We start from the raw sequence: 20,074 nt of genomic DNA on the forward strand, positions 1-20,074 counted from the left end.
TACAATCTTAATCTTCAGTAATCTATGGCCGCTTCCTTCGGGAAAGATCAATCCAGGGTCTGAGGTTCAATATCGCTTGTCGGTACGTCCGGCGGCTCAATTTGTTGGATGATTGTATCTGATTTTATTTCTAGTTGTGGGTTACCCTCATAATTAGAAGCATATATGCCTTGGAACTCATAGTACTGCATCTGGTCGAGAAGTTTCTGGCCGCCATCTGCCCACGTGATAAACCGTACTGCGCCTGTCGGGTCTTCCAATACACCACTTTGACGCATCGTGGGGTGCGAGTTTGCCTTTAATTTTCGCGCTTTCGCTGTTATACTTGTCCGAGTCTCCTCGCCTCGCATCTCCGCAATTGAGTTTCCATTCCAAGCTGATTCCAGATGGGGCCTGATCTCAGTGATGAATCGAGATTCTTTCCCAGAGCGTGTGATAATGTCGAGTGTTCCGGAACTTCGAGTCATAGAAACGTAAAATAAGCGTCGTTCTTCGGCAAGAGAATCAACTGACATGGGTTGAACTGGAGCAAGTAGATTGGTACTATGATCAACAGCAGGGAATCCTAGGTCCCCTTCTACTGCATGGACAAGAATGACGTGGCGCGCTTCCCGGCCCTTTGCTTTGTGAATCGTGTTAATAGATATATTTTCCGATACTTTATTCGGAATATAACCATGATTATCCAGCGATCGAAGTCCCTCTCTGATTATATCGAGATATGAACCGGCCTCGTACCGGCAGAGAATCATAATGTCTTCCGGTGAAGCCCCCTTCTCTAAGTATGATTCAACGAGTTCTCGAACGTAATCACGGAGCTGATACTCATATCCAATATAGTCCGACCCATCAAGTTCGTGCAGCAGTGGGGTGGTATCAACCCCTGAGTTCGAATTCACGCGTTTGTCTATCTGTTGGTCATTTATTTCGATGAGATCGTTTCCAGCAGTGACGACCGTTTCTGGGCACCGGTAATTTTCTTTCAGGCGTGTTCGAGTGACATCACCGAAGGTTTCTTCGAACTCAACGAATCTGTTCACGTCTGCACCTCTAAATGAGAAAATACTTTGCCAATCATCACCGACACAGAAGAGTCGAGCGCTATCAGGACCAGTCATCCGATCGATTAACGCAAGTTGGTTATCGGCGAGGTCTTGAAACTCATCGACCAACACATGGTCGAACCGGTGATCGTCTTCTATTAGATCAGTATCAAGTGCGTTGAGTCCCCCATTAACCATGTCCGTGTAGTCGATCTGACCCGTGGCGTCAAGGTGGTCTTCATACCGTTCTAACAGCGCGACTCCAGCTTCCCCAAAAGCATGTCTGCGAGAAGAAAGGTGGTCAATCGATGTGCGAATGTCCGCGGCCTCTAATCGAAACGTCTTTGCGAGATCGATAAATTGCTTCAGTTCTTGTTTGATACGCTTCTGTTCGTATCGATCGAACGTTGCTTCGACGAGTTCGGTATATGAAAGACGGTCTAACAAAACCCCGTGTGATTCAAGTCGTGCGCGCAAAATCACTTCGAGACGGTCCTGGGTATGTTCGAATTCATGCGTTTCAATAAGCGTCTGTTCATCATTCTGTGTAAATTGCTGCCGCTTCCATCTCGCTGACTCGCGATACTCAGCCGAAGTTTGACTGAACCAAGGGGCCACCTCTCCTCGTTCATCGACACCCCAATGTTCGATATAAATATTGTATTCTGGGAGATAAAAGTCTGGTCTGTATACTTCATGATGTTCATCCGATTCAACCCATGAAGCACGATCCTCGTACCGATACTTGATCTGATGTCGAAACAAGAAGTTCGCAATCCGACGTTCTGCAACCGATTTTACAGTCTCGTTGTCCAATGTTTTGTATCGCTGCTTTCGCTTGGCCTCATAGTACGCCTCCTTCTCGGCGAATTCACTTTCCACGGCCTCATCGTCATTTCGAACAGTTAGATACCGTTCAAAATGCGTGACGAAGTCATCCGGTACCGGATCTAAATTCCCCGTCAAAGCGTCATCAACGAAGTTATCGAAATCAGTTCCATCAAACACCGCTGGCATCGTTTCTTTGGTCTCTTCTAAGATCTCATATCCATATCCATGGACAGTGCTTACTGCTACATTCGTAATGTCGAAATGCTCGCCAAGCCGTTCTTTCATCTCGTCAGCAGCATCCTTGCCAAAGGTCAATAAGAGGATTCGGTTAGGATCGACACCGAGTTCTTGTACGAGATATTGGACACGCGTCGTTAACGTCAATGTTTTACCGGTTCCTGCTGCGGCAATCACCTGATTATATGTGTCATTTCGAATGACAGCCCGCCGCTGGTCCTCATCAAGTACAAAATTATTTGATCCGATCTCACTAAACAAGGTGTCGCAAGCAACTGATTGGTTTTCAACAAAGGCCCGATTGTATTGCTGGCGGGAATCAAGCAGCTGTCGATACCAAGAAATGCTTTCTCGAAGCCTTTCAAACCGTTTTTGCAGTGTGGGCGACCCGATACCGCTGTCAGTTCTCTCAGCAAGAAACAGGTCTTTGTCGATGGGGTCGCCTATCTCTTGAAGTTCTCCCTCGACAGAGTTAAGATCAGCTTGATATTCCGCATGGGTGTGAGTTGGAAGATAGCGGTTGTACTCAGCTCGGTTGTTGCTATCCTGATTCGGGGATGGCAGGACAGTGTCTGTCGCATCGGCAAACTCAGATACAGCCGACTCAACCATCGCAAGTCGATTCTGAGTGAGAACACCATATATAGCTTTGAGAACTGCACGATACTCTGAGCGAATCATACTCGGCTTCGTCTGGGAGCTAAGTCGCTCAACGGAATTTATCGCAGCCTCTGTATCCTCGATAGTAACCTCGTGACTGAGTGAGCTCTCTACTACTTCTGTGATGAGGGACAGACAAAGGAGTTGACCCCGCAATTCTTCAACTAAAAGTTCACATTTCTTTGACTTCTTCATCGAGGGATTCTCAATCGGCAAGAATGATACCGATTCAATCGCCGTTCGATCATCCCTTAGTGAGGAAAACAGACGCGCTGCTTCGTCAGTATCAAGATGATTACGAAGTTCGTGGTAATCAAGTTGGGATTCAAAGAGTGAAGAGATAATCTGAAGTTCCCTTTCAACCTGATCGGTAGTTTCACAAATCGCATCGAGCCCACGCTGTTGTGCCTCAGATCGAACTTCATCAATCACATCTTGAGTTGATGTCCAGATTTCTTCGAGACTATGACGAAGATCATCAGGTTCCACTGCCAAAACCGCCTCAGCAGTGTTGCCGGAGCGATTTTCACAGTATTCCGGAATGATTATTTTAGATCTACATATGTCTGAGGTGGTACGGTGGGAAACGTATCGTGGGACATTTGAAGAGACGGTCCCGCAAGCAGGACAAACAATAGTAGACTCGCTGTCAAGAACTCCAACTGAGGGGCCATTCCAGCCGTTGAGCACGTTATCAATTACCTGGTTTCGTGAGCCAAATTGTTCTGTAAGGATGGTCTCAAATAGTTGATTTTCTCCATTCACAATAAGTGTAAGTGCATCTGCAAGGAGATCTTCTCGTTGACGTAGCCATGTCTCACGTAATTTCTTGCTTAAAACGTTTTCTCGACGAGTTCGAAACGCAGCTCTGATTCGACTCCCGGTATCGAACACTTTTTCAAGTTGATCTAACTGCTCTTCTACTGCCTGTACCCCTTTGACAACCTCCGATGTCGATATCAAAGAACAGTTGACATGACGTATCCAAGAGTATTGTGATTTGATTTCGCTATGGCGGCTTTTGAGGGCATCAAATCTATCAGCCGAGGGTTCGCCATGTGATCGAACGTACGTCTCCGTAGCTGTCCGGACAGGTTCAATGGCGGCAGAAGCTCTTTTTGTTATTGAGCCCACTTCAGCTGTATACTCCTGTTCAATCTTGTCACAAAGGCTTTCAGCCGCCTCATACTCTGGTGAATCGCCTGGAAGCTCACCCATCTGTGCTGTTAACTCATCTCGGTGATTTTCAAGTTTGAGTAGAAACTGCTGGATATCAACGGGATCGGCATCTGAATGGCCATGCTTAAGCAGCGACTCTGTTTTGTCAATACTCTGAGTGATATCCAGGGCGTGCCCTCCCGTTTGCTGAGTAGATCCTGCTTTCAGGTTTTCTTCAGAGTCTGTCGGCACCTCATTACTTATGGACGCGTCTAAATTGCGCGGAGGGAGATTAAGCCGTTCGTCGTAAATCCGGTCGGCAATTTCACGTAATTTGTCCGAGATTGATTTGATAGAGCTCTCGTTTGTAGAAGGATTGTCACCACTTGATTCTATGAGTTTATCATATTCTCTCCGGGCATCATACAACGCTTTTTCTGCTCGCTCAATCTCTACATATGCTTCCTCCTTCTTTCCTTCATCCCGTCGTTGCCGCGCAACGTCTAACCTATCATGAGATGTCTGGAGAAATTGACTAATCTCATTAGGAACGGGGTCCGCATCCTCCCTGGAATCGACAAGATCAGTGGCTTCGTCAGCATCTGTGGGAGATTTTACATCTGTATCACTAGGTGAATTAGATTCGCTGTCTTTCCGAATAGCTTGATACGTTGAGAATGCCCCCCACCCCAGTGAGATGCTGATGATCCCGCCAATAGCTATTTCTATCATATATCAATAATGTTAGAGTAGATTGCATATTCAACGATAGATAACCGCTCACGAAGTAAGTTTTCTAAATCACTGTGGAATTGAAACCGAAAGAAGTTCATATAATAATTATTTGTCGCTTCTCCGATAAAGTCTCCGGTGGTATCAAGATCATTACTTACAATACTCTACCTCAAATTAACCCAGGTTGTGTTTCCAATAGGGTCGAATTGACATCCTCGCCATACCAGATTGATCTGTAAGAAGTTTCGTTGATTGACCGTCCAGCCAGAACAAGCACGATCCCGTGATCTTTAGGTAGAGAATAGTGATAGTTAGTACCTAGTATGGTTTCGAATGATACTGCAGAAGGAGTTCTCCTCGGGTTAGCTTCCGGTGACGCACTTGGCCGCCCGGGCGAATTCAAGAGCGCTGAACAGATCGCTTCCCAGCATGGCGAGGTGACGGATATGTTAGCGGACGGATCACATGGCAAACCAGCGGGGACAGTCACGGACGATACGGAGATGGCGCTGTGTATCGCACGGAGTCTCGTCGAAAACGGGCGCTTCAACGGACAAGACATCGCGGACCGATTTCTGGAGTGGTTCGAAACTGATCCCTTCGACATCGGCTTGATGACGGCCGACGCGCTCCGAGAATACAGCCACGGAACGGACTGGCGCTCAGCCGGCCAGGAAGTCTGGCAACATCGATCTGAAGGCTCGAACGCCGGGAACGGGAGCGTCATGCGGTGTGCCCCACACGCAATCGCGTTCGCCGACGAACCAGACACGCTACAGCGAGTAAGCAAGCAATCCTCGGCGATCACTCACTATGACCCGCGATGTCGATACGGATGCGTTATTCTGAACCAGACGATCGCCGGATACCTCCGCGGCGAGGACGATCCACTTACCAACGCATTGGCTCAAGTCGAAGGTGACGCACCGGGCGAACTCGTCGAAACACTTCGACTAGTTCCGGACCTGATCGACGAAAGCGACCTCGAAACGACCGGCTACGTCGTGCACACACTCCAGACGGCGCTCCACGATGCGCTGACAGCTGATTCAGCCGAGGAAGCAATCGTCTCAGCCGTAAATCGTGGTGGAGATACAGACACGATTGGCGCCGTCACAGGGGCCGTTGCCGGTGCTCGATTCGGAAAGGAATCGCTGCCCGACCGGTGGCTTGAACAGCTCGAGTATCACGAGGACCTCTCCTTACTCGCGCGAACGCTTGCGTCAACAAATATAGACGCATCGGCCTGATCAGCAACTATGTACCAGAAGGGGCACATCGGGGCGGCATTGTTCGTCTATGCACCAGTCGGGTTCGTGACGTTCGTTGTCGGTTTCAAAGGTATCGCCGTGCTCGGAGCCGTCGGTGCCGGCGCGCTTGCCATGATTCCAGATTACGATCAGAAGATCCCGGGGATCAGCCATCGCGGGATCACGCACACAGTTTGGTTCGCAGCACTCGTGGGAATCGTCCTCGGAATTGCTGGGATTCTGGTTGGTTTCGGGAGTGAAGGATTGATTGCGGGGATCGGACTGGGCGTATTCGGGACAATTGTCGGCACCGGAACGATTCTCTCGCACATTGCAGCGGATGCCCTCACACCGATGGGAGTCGAACCATTCGCGCCGATTCGTGACGATCACTACACCTACGACGTGGCTCGAGCGTCGAACCCGCTCGCAAATTATGGACTACTGGCTATGGGCGTCGTCGCGACCGGACTCGCGTTAGCCGCAGGAAACGCCCTGTCTGGGGTCTAACGATATCACATAGAAAACAGGAAATCCGGAAGTTCCCCCCAATACCCCCTTCGAACCGCTCGACGAGTTCTAGGACGATGTGACATTCATCGAGTCAAGAGCGTTTGAATACGAGTGTATTCTTCACGGAGGTTATCAACAGTACGACCAGCACCAATGCTGCTAGCGTCGGTATTTTGAATGATCGGCGTCTGGTGTGCAACATCGTTCCTTGACATCCTCCCCGCGCTGAAGGGCGAGGATTCCCGCGTTGGGATATTGTGGTTTACGACGTGACCTGTTCTTGAGGCGCGAATGCGCCAGTTTCCTTGTCAAACAGGAACGTCGATGGCTGTGCCAACCAGCCGTTACTCCTATTCACCGAGAGATTCGGTGAACTCGGAGATACTTTCTGTCGAATGTTCTCGGCCCCGTTCACATCAGTGTTCGCTACCGTCCCGCAGTCGTCGCACACGTACAATCCGCGTTCAACACGGTTCGCGTCACGTGTGCGACCACAACACGAACACGACTTCGACGTATCCCGCTCGGATACCGTCTCAACGGAGATGCCTTCGATCTCGGCTTTGTATTCGAGCAGGTCGGTGAAGCGGTCGAACGCCCACGAGTGCAGGTCGAGGTTGCCGTGGGTGCCCCAGTCTTTCGCCTCGCCGTTCTCCTCGTCCTCACGGATGCCGGAGAGGTCGCCCACCACGATGGTTCCGACTTCCTCCTCGACACATCGCTGAACGATGTGTTTCGAGAGTGCGTGGAAGTAGTGGGTGCGTCGTCGAGACTTCTTGTGGTTCAGCCGCGTGGCCTGCTCGGAGTTCGAGTCGTCACACCGGGCAATCCGCTTGCTGAAGTAGTAGTCGTCCTGCTTCAGACAGTTGAACGGGTACAGCTCGGCGTGGCCGTCCTCGTAGGCGAGCGCGGCAAAGTTGTTGATGCCGAGGTCGATGCCGACTGTCTTTTCACCGGGCGATTCGGCCACTTCGATTTCGACTTTGCAGACGAATTGCAGCTCCCACTCATCCCCTGTCCAAACGGCCCGAACCTGTTGAACGCTCTCGACGGATGAGAGGTCAACATCGGGGCGAGTCTGGTATTCACAGAGGATGAAGTCCGACCAGTACTCTTTGAGGTTCGACCCTTTTGAGAGTCGGACGCGGTCGTATTTGGTGTCGAGTTTGAAGCCGGCGGCTTTGAACGTGACTGTGCTTCGCGGATGTTCGTCGCCGTGTTTGCGGTAGCCGGGCGGATTCGCGGTCGTGTCTCCGTTGCGCCGTTTACCGTACCAGCCGTTGAACGCCTCAGCGAGTTCTTGGAGGACTCGCTGACTTGACTGAGAATGCAGGTCATCGTAGCGTTCGTGACTCTTGAGGTAGGCGGTGAGCTCTGTGTGACTGGGAATGTGGCCGATCTCAGACCACACGCGGCCACACGTCCACCGTCCGACGTTCCAGAGTTTCGAGGCGGCGAACCCGAGCGAATCAAGGTCGTCAGACACCCGTGACTGGTTCCTGATGGAAGCAGTGTAGGTGCGGGTGACGACCTGTTTCGCCATACGTAACCTATGTAGGCAGACCTACTTGAAGGTCTGGATTACGCAGCGTGGAATATCCCGCCGTGCTATCGTCATGGTTTGTGTCGTCGTCTGTCGGATTCATCCCCGCCCTGTAGTGGTTCACAGAAGATTTAGGTGTACTCTGAGTTGGTAGGGTAATGACGGGACGAGAGAAAGAGATCGTCCGTCACCTCAGTGAGGACGATCTCGACCGCTTGCTCACCCAGACAGATGACGAGAAGGTGAGCAAGCGGCTCACCTTCATCAAACGGCTGTACAAGGGTGCAACACTCGAAGACGCAGCCGACGATGTCGGGATGTCCCAATCAACCGGCAGTCGCTGGGCCAGACTCTGGAACAAGGGTGGGCTCGGACTTCTCACACCGAGCTTCGGGGGCGGTCGGCCCCCGAAGCTCGACGAGGAACAACGAGAGCGTCTCTTAGACCTGCTCGAAGAGGGCGAACCCTGGAAGAAACAGGAGATACAGCACCTCATCAACGAAGAGTTCGATGTCGAGTTCCATCCGAATTATCTGCCCCGACTTCTCGATGATCTCGGCCTCTCGTACGCGATTCCGCGTACGGAGAGGCCGGACCGACCAGAGAACGCCGACGAAATCCTCGACGAACGCGTTGCCGACGCGTTCGCCGAGGATGATGCAGACGAGCCACACAATAAACAGCCAGAAGACGATAGTGACGAAGAATGGACGCTCGACGATGATGTGCGAACGGATGGCGGAACGACGGTTGGTTTCTTCGACGTTTCGCACCCGCAGCCGTGGGACAATTCTCAGCGCCTCTACACAGTGACCGAGCCGACGATCACCCGGCCGCTGGTGAAAATCGACACACCAGCGGCCGGGTTCTATGCACTCAACGGTGAAAGCCTCCTTCAGTTCCCACCGAATCAGGAGAAAGAAGAGATCTGTGCGTGTCTCGAAGCGATCCGCGAGCAGAATCCGGGCGAGCGGATTCTGCTCGTCTTGGACAACTTCTCGTCACATATCTGTACGCACACGCGCAAGCGAGCCCATGAGATTGGGATTGACCTCGTCTTTCTCCCAGTGGGCTCACCACATCTCAACCCAATCGAGCCCGTCTGGAAGAGTCTCAAATGGGAATCGTCGCCCCTGATCGTGGAGGGCGCGGCTGAATACCGCGCCCTCCTCGATGAGATCTTCACGGCATTGACCGACCAGCTGAGTTTCGCAGGCTCTTGGATCGAAAATCACCTCGACGGATTCATTCAGAAGTTGCGTTAGTCACTAAAGGGCGGGGCTTTCTCCTTGACTTTCCGTAATTCGACAATGTCATCAAGTCGGCTCGATGCTTGATGGTCAGCGTCGAACCCGAGCGAATTCCAACAATCCTCAACCGAGCTGATAACCGTGACGAGGGTCGAAAACTGCGCGTAATGGATCGGGTCTAACGCAACCCCAGCTGCTTTAGCGTTGCTGTGGCGGTCCTTAATATCGTCAAGGGCAGGGCTTACTTCTGGGAGATCTCGCCAGTCGGGAGCGTATGTGAGAATATGATCCCGGAATTTGCGTTCGAGATGGGAGAGATCAGTGTACAACTGGCGATAGACTGGATCAGTATTGAGATCAGCACGCGTCAAAACGCCGGTCACTTGATTTCGATCTGCGAGATAGTAAAACGGCCGCTCGGTGAGCGCTTCGAGGACAGTCATGAGCGACGCGTCGTTTGCGATGACGATATCGAGATGAATACGACTGAGGGCATCTCCCAATGATTCGGTTTCTGTCTCGCTGAGCATCTCTGGGGTCACATAGCCGACGGGCTGACCATTTTCATAGATTGGAGTGGAATCGTAGTCCTGCTCATGGAGCCATGTCAATACATCGTCCGGTGAATCTTCGATAGTTCGGTGGTCGGGATTTGGCGTGGCGAGTTCACCTGCCGTGCAACCAGTTGTGGATGCCATCTCCGGTGGCGTTCGTATGCCTATGGGAAATACTACGGGAAAGATTTATTATCTATGGGCATTAGAATCCCATCTGTAATGCCTCACACGGATATCGAGGGGCTTCCCGAAACGCCGTCGAACTTGTATACCACTCACGAGAGTATCTCATACAGTACGGCGAAGAAGATTCTCGGTCACGAAGCGATCGACACAGCGTCGACCGCGACGGGGGCCGAAGCGAATTACTGGTACACGGAAACCACAGACGATGCAGTCCTGGCTGTGCATCCAGAGAGTTGGGGAGGATCGAAACTCCTCGCTAGGATGACGGTGGAGGCCATCCAACTAAATGCAGTGCCAGAGGGTATCTTAGAGGAACTCAACGAAAGCACCGACATCGACCTCGACGAATACTCACTACTCGTGTTCGGGCGGCCATCGGCGACACCGAATCACGCTATTCAGGAGTACCTCTCGTAGTGACTGCTTCGACATTACTCGTCGTGGGCTTCTGCGAACGTCGTTAGGTACATCTGACTTACGTCGCCTGGACAGACCATTTGCATTAGAAGACTGCGAGCGTCGCACGTGAGGCGACCAGATGCTCGAGACCGCGACCGAGCTCGACGTGATTCGCGATGCGGACATCGACGGCGCGTACGAGCGAGAGGGCCACAAGACTCGGGTTGCGAACGTCCAGTCGCTGCCGTATCACCATCAGGTGCTGTACGCATTGATTCACAATGCAGGTGCGTGTATGGGCCAGGCGTTGCACGACGCTACGACGCTGTGGCCAAGTGTATGTACCAAGATATCTCGTAGATACCCATCGGGCAGCAGGCACGTCGGAAGAAGCTCACCAAACTCGAGGACTACGATCTAATCAAGATCGAGGGTAAGACGAGTGATCGGCGATATCGGGTGCTCGATGCGGCGGTCGAGCCGCCGATCGAGATACCGACTGTCGTGTGAGAATTCAACCGCCTATTTAGTGGAGAATTTTGATCGGAAGTCGTCATTAAATCCATCGTCGAATGATACCTTAAATTTAACCGAGATATCATCCTGCTCCTCATCGACTGACTTGGGTGGTGCTGCCTCATAAGATACGAACGGTGACTCGCTCAGCGGAGAGGTCGACGGCGTGATGACGTCCTTAGGTGGATCTGGCATTTCGAAGGGTTGGAATCGTCCAGTTACAACGTCATCAACGTGGTTCACGACGGGATCTGGAAGGGGATCCGCGATAGGATCGGGAACGCCATTTGTAATATCTACGTCGAACCCATCTTCGAATCCAGCCCGACGAATGGCGTCATCATGAGCTTGCGCTGCCGCAATTCGTTCATGTTCTCTCCATCCCAGTTCTTTCCGGATTGCGCGCTGCTCACGGGGGCCTGCGCTAAATGCCTCTGGTAAATTTAATGCCCGCCCCAATTCAGGCTCAGGCATTTGACCGAGCTGTTGTTGAAGCTCGTGCTCGGGTAGCGTATCAAGATCAGGGACGTGCATAGGTCAGTTTCTGGTATAGGACGTCGCAAAGGTGTGTCCGCAGTTCTTGCAACTAGTCGTAGAGGTTCCGTTACCCTGACAATGCTTTGACTTTTTCTTCACATCGTAGAGTTTCGCATCGCGAGGGAGGCTTGCGTTCGCTTCTTCACCACAGTACGGGCAGGCAACATTTACGACGGCCATATGGTTTACTCTGGGTGGTTTGACAAAAATATGTTGCCACGGAAAGTTCGATTTAGGCATGTGTGATTACCCAGTCAGACTTCGGAATTGCAAGCCGCTCTTAAGCTCTCACTCCCCGTCAGCCTGCACCGTGTGCCCACGATGCGAACGCCGACAGGTGACGAAGTAGAGATCAAGCACGTCAAAGAGCTCGCGAACGGCGGCGCACGCTTCGACATCACCGCCGACGATGGTCGGAAGTGGCGCGTCGACATCACGCGGACGGGAAGCATCGATCTTGTCACGACCTGGCGTGACGGCGTCCTGGAAGATCTCGACGAGCCGGACTGGATGACCGACGTGATCGCCCGGCTCCAGCGGGCGGCGTGATCACGATGTCAGCAAGGTGGGACCAACTCATGGAATTACACAGAGACCAACAGATTCCGGAATCCTCGACGCAGCACAAACGATGACCCACGTGAACGATCTACGAGAACGATTCGTTGGACGGCGATTCTAGGACACGCAGGAAGACGAAGCCTTCACCGTCGTCGGCATCACGGGCCCGCCTGCTCTTGCCCTCCTCCAGTACGACGACGGCGTCGGATGGGATGAGGGTGCAACGCACTTCACCGTCGACGAGGAGGTCGCCTGACAGGTGGCGCTCGACGAACACGGACTGGACGCTGAGCGGTACCGGCCGCTTGGACCCGGGCCGCGTATCGACCAGATTTGCGAGCCGGAGAGCCACGAGTGGTTCCCGTGGCCGGATGACCTCTGGCAGGAGCTCCTGTCCGGCGATCACCGGAAACAGATCCCTGGCCATCCGCGTGAATTCTACGAGCGAATCGTGCGGTGCAAACGGTGCGGACTATCCGGGAACGTCGCCGGTACGTTCGGCGATTACGGGGTGAGAGGCCATCACCAAGTGACGTGGTTCTGCCACGAGTGCGGCGAGATCTATCCGGGATACGAACTCCGCTACGTCGGCGATCCCCCGCATTGTGCTGAATGCGCAACTGAACACGAGGCGCAGGAGAACGCGTGACATCCTCCGCGCACAAACGGTGCGTTCCCGGGATGGGAATACCGGCTACGTTTCGCTGTTATTGGCAGAGGATTCCGATTCGTGGAACGCCGAGAGAGTAATTTGCGAGTGTTTCTCGCTCGTCTCACGCTGGGTCGCGGTGCTGTCGTCGGGATGTCAGCTCGCGACCACCATGTTCGACCGCTATTCAAACAGAAATAATTCAGTATACGATAGATATATGTCGCTACAAGCGGTAACCTCCAGTAAGAGGGTTCACGGATGGATATCACCGACATCCCCGACGACGCGTACGCTGGCGACGAATCGCCGCCCGACCACAGTGACCTCGAATCACCCGAGTCACTACTCACGGGCGGCCCCATTCGGGAGCGCCTCCTCGACAGTATCACTGGACTCCGAAGCCCAACGAAGGTCTCTGCCATCGCCGATCTCGCAGACTGTGATACTGAGACAGCGCGCGACTACCTCGAATGGTTCACCGAGATGGGGATGGTCCACCGGCACGACGGTCGCCCCGTTCGCTACGAGCGTAATGACGCGTACTTCCAGTGGCGACGCATCGACCGCATCCGCGACGAATACACCGACCAGGAGATCGTCGAAACGCTCTCAGACACTCTCGACCAGATCGAAGACTACAGAGCTCGATTCGATGCAGACGGCCCCAACGATGTCTCGCTGGTGAAAGCTAGTCGAGACATGCCAACCGAAGACGCATGGGAGGCACTCTCCGAGTGGGAAACGCTCGAACGGAGAGCGACGCTCCTCGACGCAGCGCGACGCGATGACTTCGCAGCCAGTAGCAAATCCGGCCCGATCGATGCCTGACAATTCAGCTGACCCGCCCAGTACGGGTCCCATCGATGCTGAGATCCTCGACCGGACTGCCGCACATCTCGACCGAAGCGCTCGCTTCGACGAGGTCCACGCACGCCCTGCGTATGCGCCGAACGCTGTCGTTGCCGACTACGATCTGGGATACTTCCCGGCTGGAGTTACGCGTGCGTACCTTCGGATTCGCTGGTTCGAGACTGACGACTTCAGCATCCACTACGCCGAGCAATACCAGACGGGGAATTCGTGGGAATGCCGCTGGGACCGCCACCCCAACGATCACAACACCCGCTCGCATTTCCACCCGCCCCCGGATGCACCGACACCGGGCGAGGACGAAGACTATCCAAACGATTGGCGAGATGTACTTGCCACTGTTCTCGATCGACTCGACGAACGGATAGAGGCGTTCTGGACCGAATGACCGATGTGAGGTGTGATCGGTGTGAAGAATTCCCAATAGTATAAACGCAGTCTATATTCGAAGATGGGGCATATCACGTCGAATCTGATCCGTCCTCATCCGTGGGCAGTCGCTGTGACAGGCTATCGAAGCGGCGCTGGGCCCGCTCTGAGCGCGTCTCTGTTTGGTCTACCTCGTAGGCGAACTCCTGAGTCTCGCCGTCGACGAGAGTGACTGTCAGCACTGCATCAACGTGTCGGCCAGCCTCGGGCAATTCCTCGCCGTCCAAGACGAGTTCGTCGACGGTCTCACCGTCGGCTTCGAGCAGCAGTACGGCCAGCTCTCCCTCGAAGCGATCGACGACCGCGGTATAGGTGCCATCACTCACCATCAGTATCCCTCCTCGAGGACGAGGTCGCCAGTGTCTTCGCGGACGATCACCGTATCACCGGCGTTGTTCCAGATCGGACTCCCGGAGCCCCAGTAGAGATCCGTCGCGGTGTCACTGGCACTGCCGGTATGGAGCGTCACCTCGGCACCTGGGTCGAGCGTGAATCCACTGGGGAACGTATAGGTGTGTTCGGCTTCGTCGGCGACCGTCCAGCCGCTGAGATCGAGCGCGTCGTCGCCCGTGTTTGCGAAGACGATATACTCGTCGTTGAGATTGTCTCGCTCGGTGCCTGCCGCGTCTTCGTGGATTTCGGCGACTGCGAGCGTCCCTCCTTCGGTGGGTGTCTCGGTCGCGGTCTCTGTCGGTGTCTCAGTGATGGTCTCCGTCGGCGTCGTGCCGCCATCGGTGGCGACTGGCGTCGGTGTGCCGGCGACCGGGACGATCGTACGGTTCTGGAGTGTGTCGGTGCTCCCAGGCTCGATCGAGTTGCCGTCGCGAATATCGAGCGGTGCCGTCGGGGCGTCGGCCTGCGTGGCAACGGTGATCGCCGAGCCGTTGCTCGTCACCCGGATCGTGCCGTGAGTGGCCGTCCAGTAGGTCTGGACCGACCGCTCGGCGAGGCGCTGGAGGACGGCCTCGTCGGGGTGGCCGTACTGAGAGTCGTAGGCGCTGGAGATGACTGCGATTTTCGGAGCGGTAGTGTCGAGAAAGGCATCTCCCGTACTGGATTGACTACCGTGATGGCCAGCACTCAGCACGGTCACGTTGAGCGCGTCGCCGTACTCGGTGCGGAGGTATTCTTCGGCAGCTGTCTCGCCATCACCAGGAATCAGTATGCTCGAGTTGCCGAAGCCGAGTCGCATGACGAGGCTGTTCTCGTTGCGGTCGTCGTTGGCGATGAAGTCCTCGGGCGGGGCGAGAATCTGTGCGTCGACGTTTGCGAGTGGGATCGCGTCACCGGCGCGGGTCTGGTAGAGGGTGATGTCGTGGGTTTCGATCGCGTCGAGGTAACGTTCGTAGGTGTTCGACGTCGAGGTGATGCCAGGATCGTAGACTGCGCCGACGCCTTGGCCCTCGGTCTCGAAGTACTCGATGACGGCCGCGTGGCCGCCGATGTGGTCAGCGTCGGCGTGAGAGGTAACGAGGTAATCGAGGCGGTCGATCTCGAGTTGACGGAGGTACTCGAGAACGATCTCGCCATCGTCGCGCCAGTCACCCGTATCGATGAGCATCGTCTCGCCGGTCGGCCCGACGACGAGTGTGCTCGCGCCCTGGCCGATATTGAGAAAGTGGACCGAAAGCGTGCCGTTGGTGGTCGTGGCCGGTGTCTCAGTGAGGGTGGTCGTTGGGGTGTCCGAAGTGGCGGCGTCCGTGAACGTCGTCGTCCCTTCGATCGTGTCCGTCGGCGTAGCGTCACCAGTCGTCTCACTGCAGCCGGCCAGCGCCAGTAGGACCGCAACGACGATGACCACGAGGAGACGGCGTCTGTTCATAATTCCATAGACGGCAGACAGCCAGAAAGGTGTGCCGGCCGGGGAATTGGGCTCGATTGCGTACGGTTCGTCGATCCCGGTACCGTACGCATGTGGTCCCGTGATGCTCGAGGCTGCGACCGAACTCGTGACTGAGCGCGGCCACACCGTTGTTCGCGACACGGACGTCGACGACGCCTACGGTCGGGCCCGGCACAAGAGTCGGATCGGAAACGTCCAATCGCTACCGTATCACCAGCAGGTGCGGTATGCGTTGCTGGAGCGGCTGATCGAGGACGCTCAGAAGATCCACCAGCAACGACCGATACTCCAAGAGACGCTCGCTACCGCTACGCAACCAAGGTGTGAGGCTTAGCGAAAGGCGAATGGTAGACGCTCTAGACTCCAGCGGACAGTACGTCACGGTGGCCCACTCCACTCGTCGTTGATCTGCTGCAGAGCCTCGCTGGGGTCAAGCCCCTGCTCGGCCGCGATCGCCTCGGCGATCTCGTACGCGCGCTCTTCGCGAGGAGTCTCCAAGTCCCGGGGATTCCCGGCGAAACGGATCAATGCCTCGACGACGAGCAGCCAGTCCTGCGGGTGCAAATCAGGCATGGCACGGGCTGGCTGCGCTCCAGTACAAAAAGGTACGATTAAACGTCACATGGGATTTCGGAGTCTCGTACAACCTCCCGACCGTAAACAACTGGCCCCATCGGAACCGTCTCAGAAGAGCGCTAAACTAAATTCGCCGCATACTATCAGGATTGCCAATAGTTTTGATTATTTTATTTAATCATCCTATAATAATCAGCCCCGGCGTTCAAGCGATCCGTAGAGCTCCGCGTTCTGAATATGGGTACAGAACTGTGCGCAGAGACGGCAGCAGTCTGCGGCATCGGTGAACGTCCGGACACTGGCGTCCCAGCGTGTATGCACAGCACCGAGCATCGCACTGCGAACAGAGGGCTCGGTCGCGACCATGATTCGTCGCGTGCGTTCGGGTGGAGTTGCCTCAGCGGCGGGCCCCTCCATATCAGCGGTCGAGAAAAGATCTGGTCGTGTCGCAAAGCGGTCTAGAGTTTGCCTCTGGTACTCTCAATTGAGAGGTCACAGCTCATTGCTGTTTTGGTCGATCGCTGGAGCAGTTCATCAAGGAACGCCTGGTAGTGCTCTGGATCAGCGTACTTCACCAGCCGAAGCTGGAGTATCGCCTCTAATCCCTCCGTTGTCCAGCGCATCCACTGGTTCTTGCATCGCTTGCTGACTTCGCCCATCAGCCGTTCGACGGGGTTCGAGGTCCACGGCACCTCGAACCCCTCGACAGCCTGCTCGGCAAACGTCACGATCGACGGCACCCACCGCCGAAGATACCCCGCAGCCTTCTCTGACCCGTACTGATCCAACTGCCACGCTGTCTTCTCGATACGCTCGGTCGTTCGCGCGATCCGCTCGCGGATCGCCGCGAACTCCTCTTCCGGCCGGTGCTTGGCGACCGAATTCTTCAGATGGAACACCTCGTCGATCACCTCCGAGACGATCTCGTTTCGTCGATCCAAGGAGAACACGCCGTCGTCCCAGAGGTTGTAGTCCAGTGTTCGGCCGACGTGGACGAGATCAAGTTGGTGATTGCGATTTTCGTCGGTAAAGGCCGTGACCATACCCTCCTCAGCGTCACTGACGACCGTCGCGTCGTCAGTGACTGCGTCGATGTCGTCGAGGTCGGCGGCTGTCTCGTCCCAGTCAGCGTTGACCGAGAGATCCAGCAGGGAGCGGGACTCCTCGGCAGTATCTTTGCCGAGCGTGGCTTGGACGGAGTGGTACGAGCGGTCGTCGTCTTGACTGTGACACTTCGTGGCGTCAGGAATAACCGCATCAGCGTCTGTGTCAGCGACACAGTCTGGAAGGAACTGTTTGAGCTTGCTGCCGTATTCTCTGGCGCGGCGGTTGATCGTGGTCGGCGACGGCATCTCCGAGAGGATGCCGTCGCCGTGGTCAGCGGCGTCACGATAGCTGAGCGAGGTAGCGAGATCGACGCTCTTGGCCGCAATGTCCTGCTGATAACGGTTTTCTCCGTCGAAGCTAAGAACATCTTCGACGGGGCGGAAGTAGCTGGGTTCGTCGTGGTCAGCGGCGGTATCTTCGACGTAGTGAAGGTCGAATTCGTGCTCACCGGCGGTTGTGACGGCCGTGCGGGTATCGGTACCGGCGCGTTGGTAGCGCTGGTCACCGTTGCCGTGGGCGTGTTTTTCACCACAGAGCGCCTCGACGCGAGCCGCGTCGAGGCTCTCGACGAGTCCTTCGAGAAGAACTGATTCGATGTTCTGATCGGTGATGAACTCGGCAAGCGTGGCCAGCGGTATCGTTTTGTCGTCGTCGATGCTAACGGTCAACCGCACGTCGATTGTGGCGTGCATGGGGCACCTCTCGGAGTGGACACCAGAGGCGTCCCCTTCCTCAGGGGAGTCAGTTACTGAACTCTAGAGGACTTTGCGACACGACCAAAGATCTTCAAGGACGCTCCCGATCTCGATCCCGACACCGAGGTTATCACCGACCTGTGGGGCGATGAAGATTGTCGCATTGCTTGCCTGTGCAAAGGCGATACTCTGGGTGGCTGCATCCATTTCGTCAAGCGGGATCCCGACGTCAATCGCAAGAAAGGCGTTGAACTCGCGCTCGCGTAGGCAATCCCGTGTTTCTTCAAGAAGACGAAAGACCTCGTCTTCGGAGTAGTCGCCACTCTCCCCGTCCCACGTCGCGAACGACGGTGCGTCGGTCTCGACATCCGCGTCCGCCGGTAACAGTGTGTCAACATCGAACGTCCGGTACGGCCCCATCACGTAGACGAGAAATTGGTCGTGTCGCAAAGTCCTCTAGAGTTCAGTAACTGACTCCCCTGAGGAAGGGGACGCCTCTGGTGTCCACTCCGAGAGGTGCCCCATGCACGCCACAATCGACGTGCGGTTGACCGTTAGCATCGACGACGACAAAACGATACCGCTGGCCACGCTTGCCGAGTTCATCACCGATCAGAACATCGAATCAGTTCTTCTCGAAGGACTCGTCGAGAGCCTCGACGCGGCTCGCGTCGAGGCGCTCTGTGGTGAAAAACACGCCCACGGCAACGGTGACCAGCGCTACCAACGCGCCGGTACCGATACCCGCACGGCCGTCACAACCGCCGGTGAGCACGAATTCGACCTTCACTACGTCGAAGATACCGCCGCTGACCACGACGAACCCAGCTACTTCCGCCCCGTCGAAGATGTTCTTAGCTTCGACGGAGAAAACCGTTATCAGCAGGACATTGCGGCCAAGAGCGTCGATCTCGCTACCTCGCTCAGCTATCGTGACGCCGCTGACCACGGCGACGGCATCCTCTCGGAGATGCCGTCGCCGACCACGATCAACCGCCGCGCCAGAGAATACGGCAGCAAGCTCAAACAGTTCCTTCCAGACTGTGTCGCTGACACAGACGCTGATGCGGTTATTCCTGACGCCACGAAGTGTCACAGTCAAGACGACGACCGCTCGTACCACTCCGTCCAAGCCACGCTCGGCAAAGATACTGCCGAGGAGTCCCGCTCCCTGCTGGATCTCTCGGTCAACGCTGACTGGGACGAGACAGCCGCCGACCTCGACGACATCGACGCAGTCACTGACGACGCGACGGTCGTCAGTGACGCTGAGGAGGGTATGGTCACGGCCTTTACCGACGAAAATCGCAATCACCAACTTGATCTCGTCCACGTCGGCCGAACACTGGACTACAACCTCTGGGACGACGGCGTGTTCTCCTTGGATCGACGAAACGAGATCGTCTCGGAGGTGATCGACGAGGTGTTCCATCTGAAGAATTCGGTCGCCAAGCACCGGCCGGAAGAGGAGTTCGCGGCGATCCGCGAGCGGATCGCGCGAACGACCGAGCGTATCGAGAAGACAGCGTGGCAGTTGGATCAGTACGGGTCAGAGAAGGCTGCGGGGTATCTTCGGCGGTGGGTGCCGTCGATCGTGACGTTTGCCGAGCAGGCTGTCGAGGGGTTCGAGGTGCCGTGGACCTCGAACCCCGTCGAACGGCTGATGGGCGAAGTCAGCAAGCGATGCAAGAACCAGTGGATGCGCTGGACAACGGAGGGATTAGAGGCGATACTCCAGCTTCGGCTGGTGAAGTACGCTGATCCAGAGCACTACCAGGCGTTCCTTGATGAACTGCTCCAGCGATCGACCAAAACAGCAATGAGCTGTGACCTCTCAATTGAGAGTACCAGAGGCAAACTCTAGACCGCTTTGCGACACGACCGAGAAATTGCTCTCGTCGGACCGGGTCGAGTGCAGCCGAGTCA

The 20,074-nt window shown here is 55.2% G+C and carries 20 protein-coding genes and 2 pseudogenes; 9 read left to right on the forward strand and 13 right to left on the reverse strand.

Going from position 1 to position 20,074, the window contains the following annotated elements; translation table 11 throughout:
- Positions 1–47: 47 nt before the first annotated feature.
- The gene (locus tag HTIA_RS15995; protein WP_020931435.1) at positions 48–4,661 is read right to left on the reverse strand and encodes a UvrD-helicase domain-containing protein; all 4,614 of its coding nucleotides are present in this window, start codon (positions 4,659–4,661) and stop codon (positions 48–50) included.
- Between the two features lie 326 nt (positions 4,662–4,987).
- On the opposite strand from HTIA_RS15995, the gene HTIA_RS13940 reads away from it, so the two are divergent.
- Positions 4,988–5,914, forward strand: coding sequence for an ADP-ribosylglycohydrolase family protein (locus tag HTIA_RS13940; RefSeq protein ID WP_021029592.1), 927 nt, complete (start codon positions 4,988–4,990; stop codon positions 5,912–5,914).
- 9 nt (positions 5,915–5,923) lie between these two features.
- A complete protein-coding gene (locus HTIA_RS13945; protein ID WP_008528513.1) occupies positions 5,924–6,424 on the forward strand; it encodes a metal-dependent hydrolase in 501 nt (166 codons plus the stop codon).
- 265 nt (positions 6,425–6,689) lie between these two features.
- On the opposite strand, the gene HTIA_RS13950 is transcribed toward HTIA_RS13945, so the two are convergent.
- Positions 6,690–7,970: an RNA-guided endonuclease InsQ/TnpB family protein gene (locus HTIA_RS13950; protein ID WP_008528512.1), complete on the reverse strand. Its 1,281-nt coding sequence runs from the start codon at positions 7,968–7,970 to the stop codon at positions 6,690–6,692.
- Between the two features lie 158 nt (positions 7,971–8,128).
- On the opposite strand from HTIA_RS13950, the gene HTIA_RS13955 reads away from it, so the two are divergent.
- Positions 8,129–9,235 carry an IS630-like element ISHti6 family transposase gene (locus HTIA_RS13955; protein ID WP_008528511.1) on the forward strand — a complete coding sequence of 369 codons (1,107 nt, stop codon included), beginning with the start codon at positions 8,129–8,131 and terminating at the stop codon, positions 9,233–9,235.
- Here HTIA_RS13955 and HTIA_RS16000 read toward each other — a convergent pair.
- Positions 9,232–9,918, reverse strand: a complete 687-nt coding sequence (locus HTIA_RS16000) for a CBS domain-containing protein (RefSeq protein ID WP_008528510.1) — start codon at positions 9,916–9,918, stop codon at positions 9,232–9,234. The two genes, HTIA_RS13955 and HTIA_RS16000, sit on opposite strands and share 4 nt — an antisense overlap.
- A 78-nt stretch (positions 9,919–9,996) precedes the next feature.
- Here HTIA_RS16000 and HTIA_RS13965 point away from each other — a divergent pair, with 78 nt between their 5' ends.
- The gene (locus HTIA_RS13965) at positions 9,997–10,380 is read left to right on the forward strand and encodes a hypothetical protein (protein ID WP_008528509.1); all 384 of its coding nucleotides are present in this window, start codon (positions 9,997–9,999) and stop codon (positions 10,378–10,380) included.
- An 85-nt stretch (positions 10,381–10,465) separates the two neighbouring features.
- Here the strand turns inward: HTIA_RS13965 and HTIA_RS16710 are convergent, their stop codons facing one another.
- The 3 genes from HTIA_RS16710 to HTIA_RS17535 form a co-directional block, all read right to left on the reverse strand.
- Positions 10,466–10,618 carry a hypothetical protein gene (locus tag HTIA_RS16710; protein WP_020931439.1) on the reverse strand — a complete coding sequence of 51 codons (153 nt, stop codon included), beginning with the start codon at positions 10,616–10,618 and terminating at the stop codon, positions 10,466–10,468.
- 266 nt (positions 10,619–10,884) lie between these two features.
- Complete coding sequence (locus HTIA_RS16480) at positions 10,885–11,412, reverse strand: hypothetical protein (RefSeq protein ID WP_148290994.1); 528 nt, start codon at positions 11,410–11,412, stop codon at positions 10,885–10,887.
- A 3-nt stretch (positions 11,413–11,415) separates the two neighbouring features.
- On the reverse strand, positions 11,416–11,655 hold the full coding sequence (locus HTIA_RS17535; protein WP_449404940.1) for a hypothetical protein: 240 nt from the start codon (positions 11,653–11,655) through the stop codon (positions 11,416–11,418).
- A gap of 81 nt (positions 11,656–11,736) precedes the next feature.
- On the opposite strand from HTIA_RS17535, the gene HTIA_RS13975 reads away from it, so the two are divergent.
- Positions 11,737–11,964 carry a hypothetical protein gene (locus HTIA_RS13975; protein WP_008528506.1) on the forward strand — a complete coding sequence of 76 codons (228 nt, stop codon included), beginning with the start codon at positions 11,737–11,739 and terminating at the stop codon, positions 11,962–11,964.
- 100 nt (positions 11,965–12,064) lie between these two features.
- Here the strand turns inward: HTIA_RS13975 and HTIA_RS13980 are convergent, their stop codons facing one another.
- The gene (locus tag HTIA_RS13980) at positions 12,065–12,382 is read right to left on the reverse strand and encodes a hypothetical protein (protein WP_148290995.1); all 318 of its coding nucleotides are present in this window, start codon (positions 12,380–12,382) and stop codon (positions 12,065–12,067) included.
- A 504-nt stretch (positions 12,383–12,886) separates the two neighbouring features.
- Here HTIA_RS13980 and HTIA_RS13985 point away from each other — a divergent pair.
- The gene (locus tag HTIA_RS13985) at positions 12,887–13,456 is read left to right on the forward strand and encodes a DUF7342 family protein (RefSeq protein WP_008528504.1); all 570 of its coding nucleotides are present in this window, start codon (positions 12,887–12,889) and stop codon (positions 13,454–13,456) included.
- On the forward strand, positions 13,449–13,886 hold the full coding sequence (locus HTIA_RS13990) for a hypothetical protein (protein WP_008528503.1): 438 nt from the start codon (positions 13,449–13,451) through the stop codon (positions 13,884–13,886). The genes HTIA_RS13985 and HTIA_RS13990 overlap by 8 nt, the downstream gene beginning before the upstream one ends.
- Before the next feature lie 73 nt (positions 13,887–13,959).
- Here the strand turns inward: HTIA_RS13990 and HTIA_RS13995 are convergent, their stop codons facing one another.
- Together HTIA_RS13995 and HTIA_RS14000 are read right to left on the reverse strand one after the other, a co-directional pair.
- Positions 13,960–14,256, reverse strand: coding sequence for a DUF3006 domain-containing protein (locus tag HTIA_RS13995; RefSeq protein WP_008528502.1), 297 nt, complete (start codon positions 14,254–14,256; stop codon positions 13,960–13,962).
- The gene (locus HTIA_RS14000) at positions 14,256–15,749 is read right to left on the reverse strand and encodes a lamin tail domain-containing protein (protein WP_008528501.1); all 1,494 of its coding nucleotides are present in this window, start codon (positions 15,747–15,749) and stop codon (positions 14,256–14,258) included. The genes HTIA_RS13995 and HTIA_RS14000 overlap by 1 nt, the downstream gene beginning before the upstream one ends.
- A gap of 103 nt (positions 15,750–15,852) precedes the next feature.
- On the opposite strand from HTIA_RS14000, the gene HTIA_RS14005 reads away from it, so the two are divergent.
- Positions 15,853–16,104, forward strand: coding sequence for a hypothetical protein (locus tag HTIA_RS14005; RefSeq protein ID WP_008528498.1), 252 nt, complete (start codon positions 15,853–15,855; stop codon positions 16,102–16,104).
- A 44-nt stretch (positions 16,105–16,148) separates the two neighbouring features.
- Here HTIA_RS14005 and HTIA_RS14010 read toward each other — a convergent pair whose 3' ends face one another.
- The 4 genes and pseudogenes from HTIA_RS14010 to HTIA_RS14020 all read right to left on the reverse strand — a co-directional run.
- Positions 16,149–16,343: a hypothetical protein gene (locus HTIA_RS14010; protein ID WP_008528495.1), complete on the reverse strand. Its 195-nt coding sequence runs from the start codon at positions 16,341–16,343 to the stop codon at positions 16,149–16,151.
- 195 nt (positions 16,344–16,538) lie between these two features.
- Positions 16,539–16,784 (reverse strand): annotated as a pseudogene (locus HTIA_RS17365) (DUF7509 family protein); the annotation flags it as partial.
- A 20-nt stretch (positions 16,785–16,804) separates the two neighbouring features.
- Positions 16,805–18,145 (reverse strand): ISH6 family transposase, encoded by a 1,341-nt coding sequence (locus tag HTIA_RS14015; RefSeq protein WP_008524214.1) that lies wholly within the window; start codon positions 18,143–18,145, stop codon positions 16,805–16,807.
- A gap of 81 nt (positions 18,146–18,226) precedes the next feature.
- Positions 18,227–18,598, reverse strand: a pseudogene (locus HTIA_RS14020) (DUF7509 family protein); the annotation flags it as partial.
- A 73-nt stretch (positions 18,599–18,671) separates the two neighbouring features.
- Between HTIA_RS14020 and HTIA_RS14025 the strand changes: the two are divergent.
- Positions 18,672–20,012 (forward strand): ISH6 family transposase, encoded by a 1,341-nt coding sequence (locus HTIA_RS14025; protein WP_008524214.1) that lies wholly within the window; start codon positions 18,672–18,674, stop codon positions 20,010–20,012.
- Positions 20,013–20,074 lie beyond the last annotated feature (62 nt).

The sequence above is a fragment of the Halorhabdus tiamatea SARL4B genome (genome assembly GCF_000470655.1).
Classification (GTDB): domain Archaea; phylum Halobacteriota; class Halobacteria; order Halobacteriales; family Haloarculaceae; genus Halorhabdus; species Halorhabdus tiamatea.

What these genes read in the sequence shown, in the direction of transcription:
- HTIA_RS15995 (WP_020931435.1), bottom strand. Translation starts at nt 4,661, where the DNA reads ATGATAGAAATAGCTATTGGCGGGATCATCAGCATCTCACTGGGGTGG.
- HTIA_RS13940 (WP_021029592.1), top strand. Translation starts at nt 4,988, where the DNA reads ATGGTTTCGAATGATACTGCAGAAGGAGTTCTCCTCGGGTTAGCTTCC.
- HTIA_RS13945 (WP_008528513.1), top strand. Translation starts at nt 5,924, where the DNA reads ATGTACCAGAAGGGGCACATCGGGGCGGCATTGTTCGTCTATGCACCA.
- HTIA_RS13950 (WP_008528512.1), bottom strand. Translation starts at nt 7,970, where the DNA reads ATGGCGAAACAGGTCGTCACCCGCACCTACACTGCTTCCATCAGGAAC.
- HTIA_RS13955 (WP_008528511.1), top strand. Translation starts at nt 8,129, where the DNA reads ATGACGGGACGAGAGAAAGAGATCGTCCGTCACCTCAGTGAGGACGAT.
- HTIA_RS16000 (WP_008528510.1), bottom strand. Translation starts at nt 9,918, where the DNA reads ATGGCATCCACAACTGGTTGCACGGCAGGTGAACTCGCCACGCCAAAT.
- HTIA_RS13965 (WP_008528509.1), top strand. Translation starts at nt 9,997, where the DNA reads ATGCCTCACACGGATATCGAGGGGCTTCCCGAAACGCCGTCGAACTTG.
- HTIA_RS16710 (WP_020931439.1), bottom strand. Translation starts at nt 10,618, where the DNA reads ATGGTGATACGGCAGCGACTGGACGTTCGCAACCCGAGTCTTGTGGCC.
- HTIA_RS16480 (WP_148290994.1), bottom strand. Translation starts at nt 11,412, where the DNA reads ATGCACGTCCCTGATCTTGATACGCTACCCGAGCACGAGCTTCAACAA.
- HTIA_RS17535 (WP_449404940.1), bottom strand. Translation starts at nt 11,655, where the DNA reads ATGCCTAAATCGAACTTTCCGTGGCAACATATTTTTGTCAAACCACCC.
- HTIA_RS13975 (WP_008528506.1), top strand. Translation starts at nt 11,737, where the DNA reads ATGCGAACGCCGACAGGTGACGAAGTAGAGATCAAGCACGTCAAAGAG.
- HTIA_RS13985 (WP_008528504.1), top strand. Translation starts at nt 12,887, where the DNA reads ATGGATATCACCGACATCCCCGACGACGCGTACGCTGGCGACGAATCG.
- HTIA_RS13990 (WP_008528503.1), top strand. Translation starts at nt 13,449, where the DNA reads ATGCCTGACAATTCAGCTGACCCGCCCAGTACGGGTCCCATCGATGCT.
- HTIA_RS13995 (WP_008528502.1), bottom strand. Translation starts at nt 14,256, where the DNA reads ATGGTGAGTGATGGCACCTATACCGCGGTCGTCGATCGCTTCGAGGGA.
- HTIA_RS14000 (WP_008528501.1), bottom strand. Translation starts at nt 15,749, where the DNA reads ATGAACAGACGCCGTCTCCTCGTGGTCATCGTCGTTGCGGTCCTACTG.
- HTIA_RS14005 (WP_008528498.1), top strand. Translation starts at nt 15,853, where the DNA reads ATGCTCGAGGCTGCGACCGAACTCGTGACTGAGCGCGGCCACACCGTT.
- HTIA_RS14010 (WP_008528495.1), bottom strand. Translation starts at nt 16,343, where the DNA reads ATGCCTGATTTGCACCCGCAGGACTGGCTGCTCGTCGTCGAGGCATTG.
- HTIA_RS14015 (WP_008524214.1), bottom strand. Translation starts at nt 18,145, where the DNA reads ATGCACGCCACAATCGACGTGCGGTTGACCGTTAGCATCGACGACGAC.
- HTIA_RS14025 (WP_008524214.1), top strand. Translation starts at nt 18,672, where the DNA reads ATGCACGCCACAATCGACGTGCGGTTGACCGTTAGCATCGACGACGAC.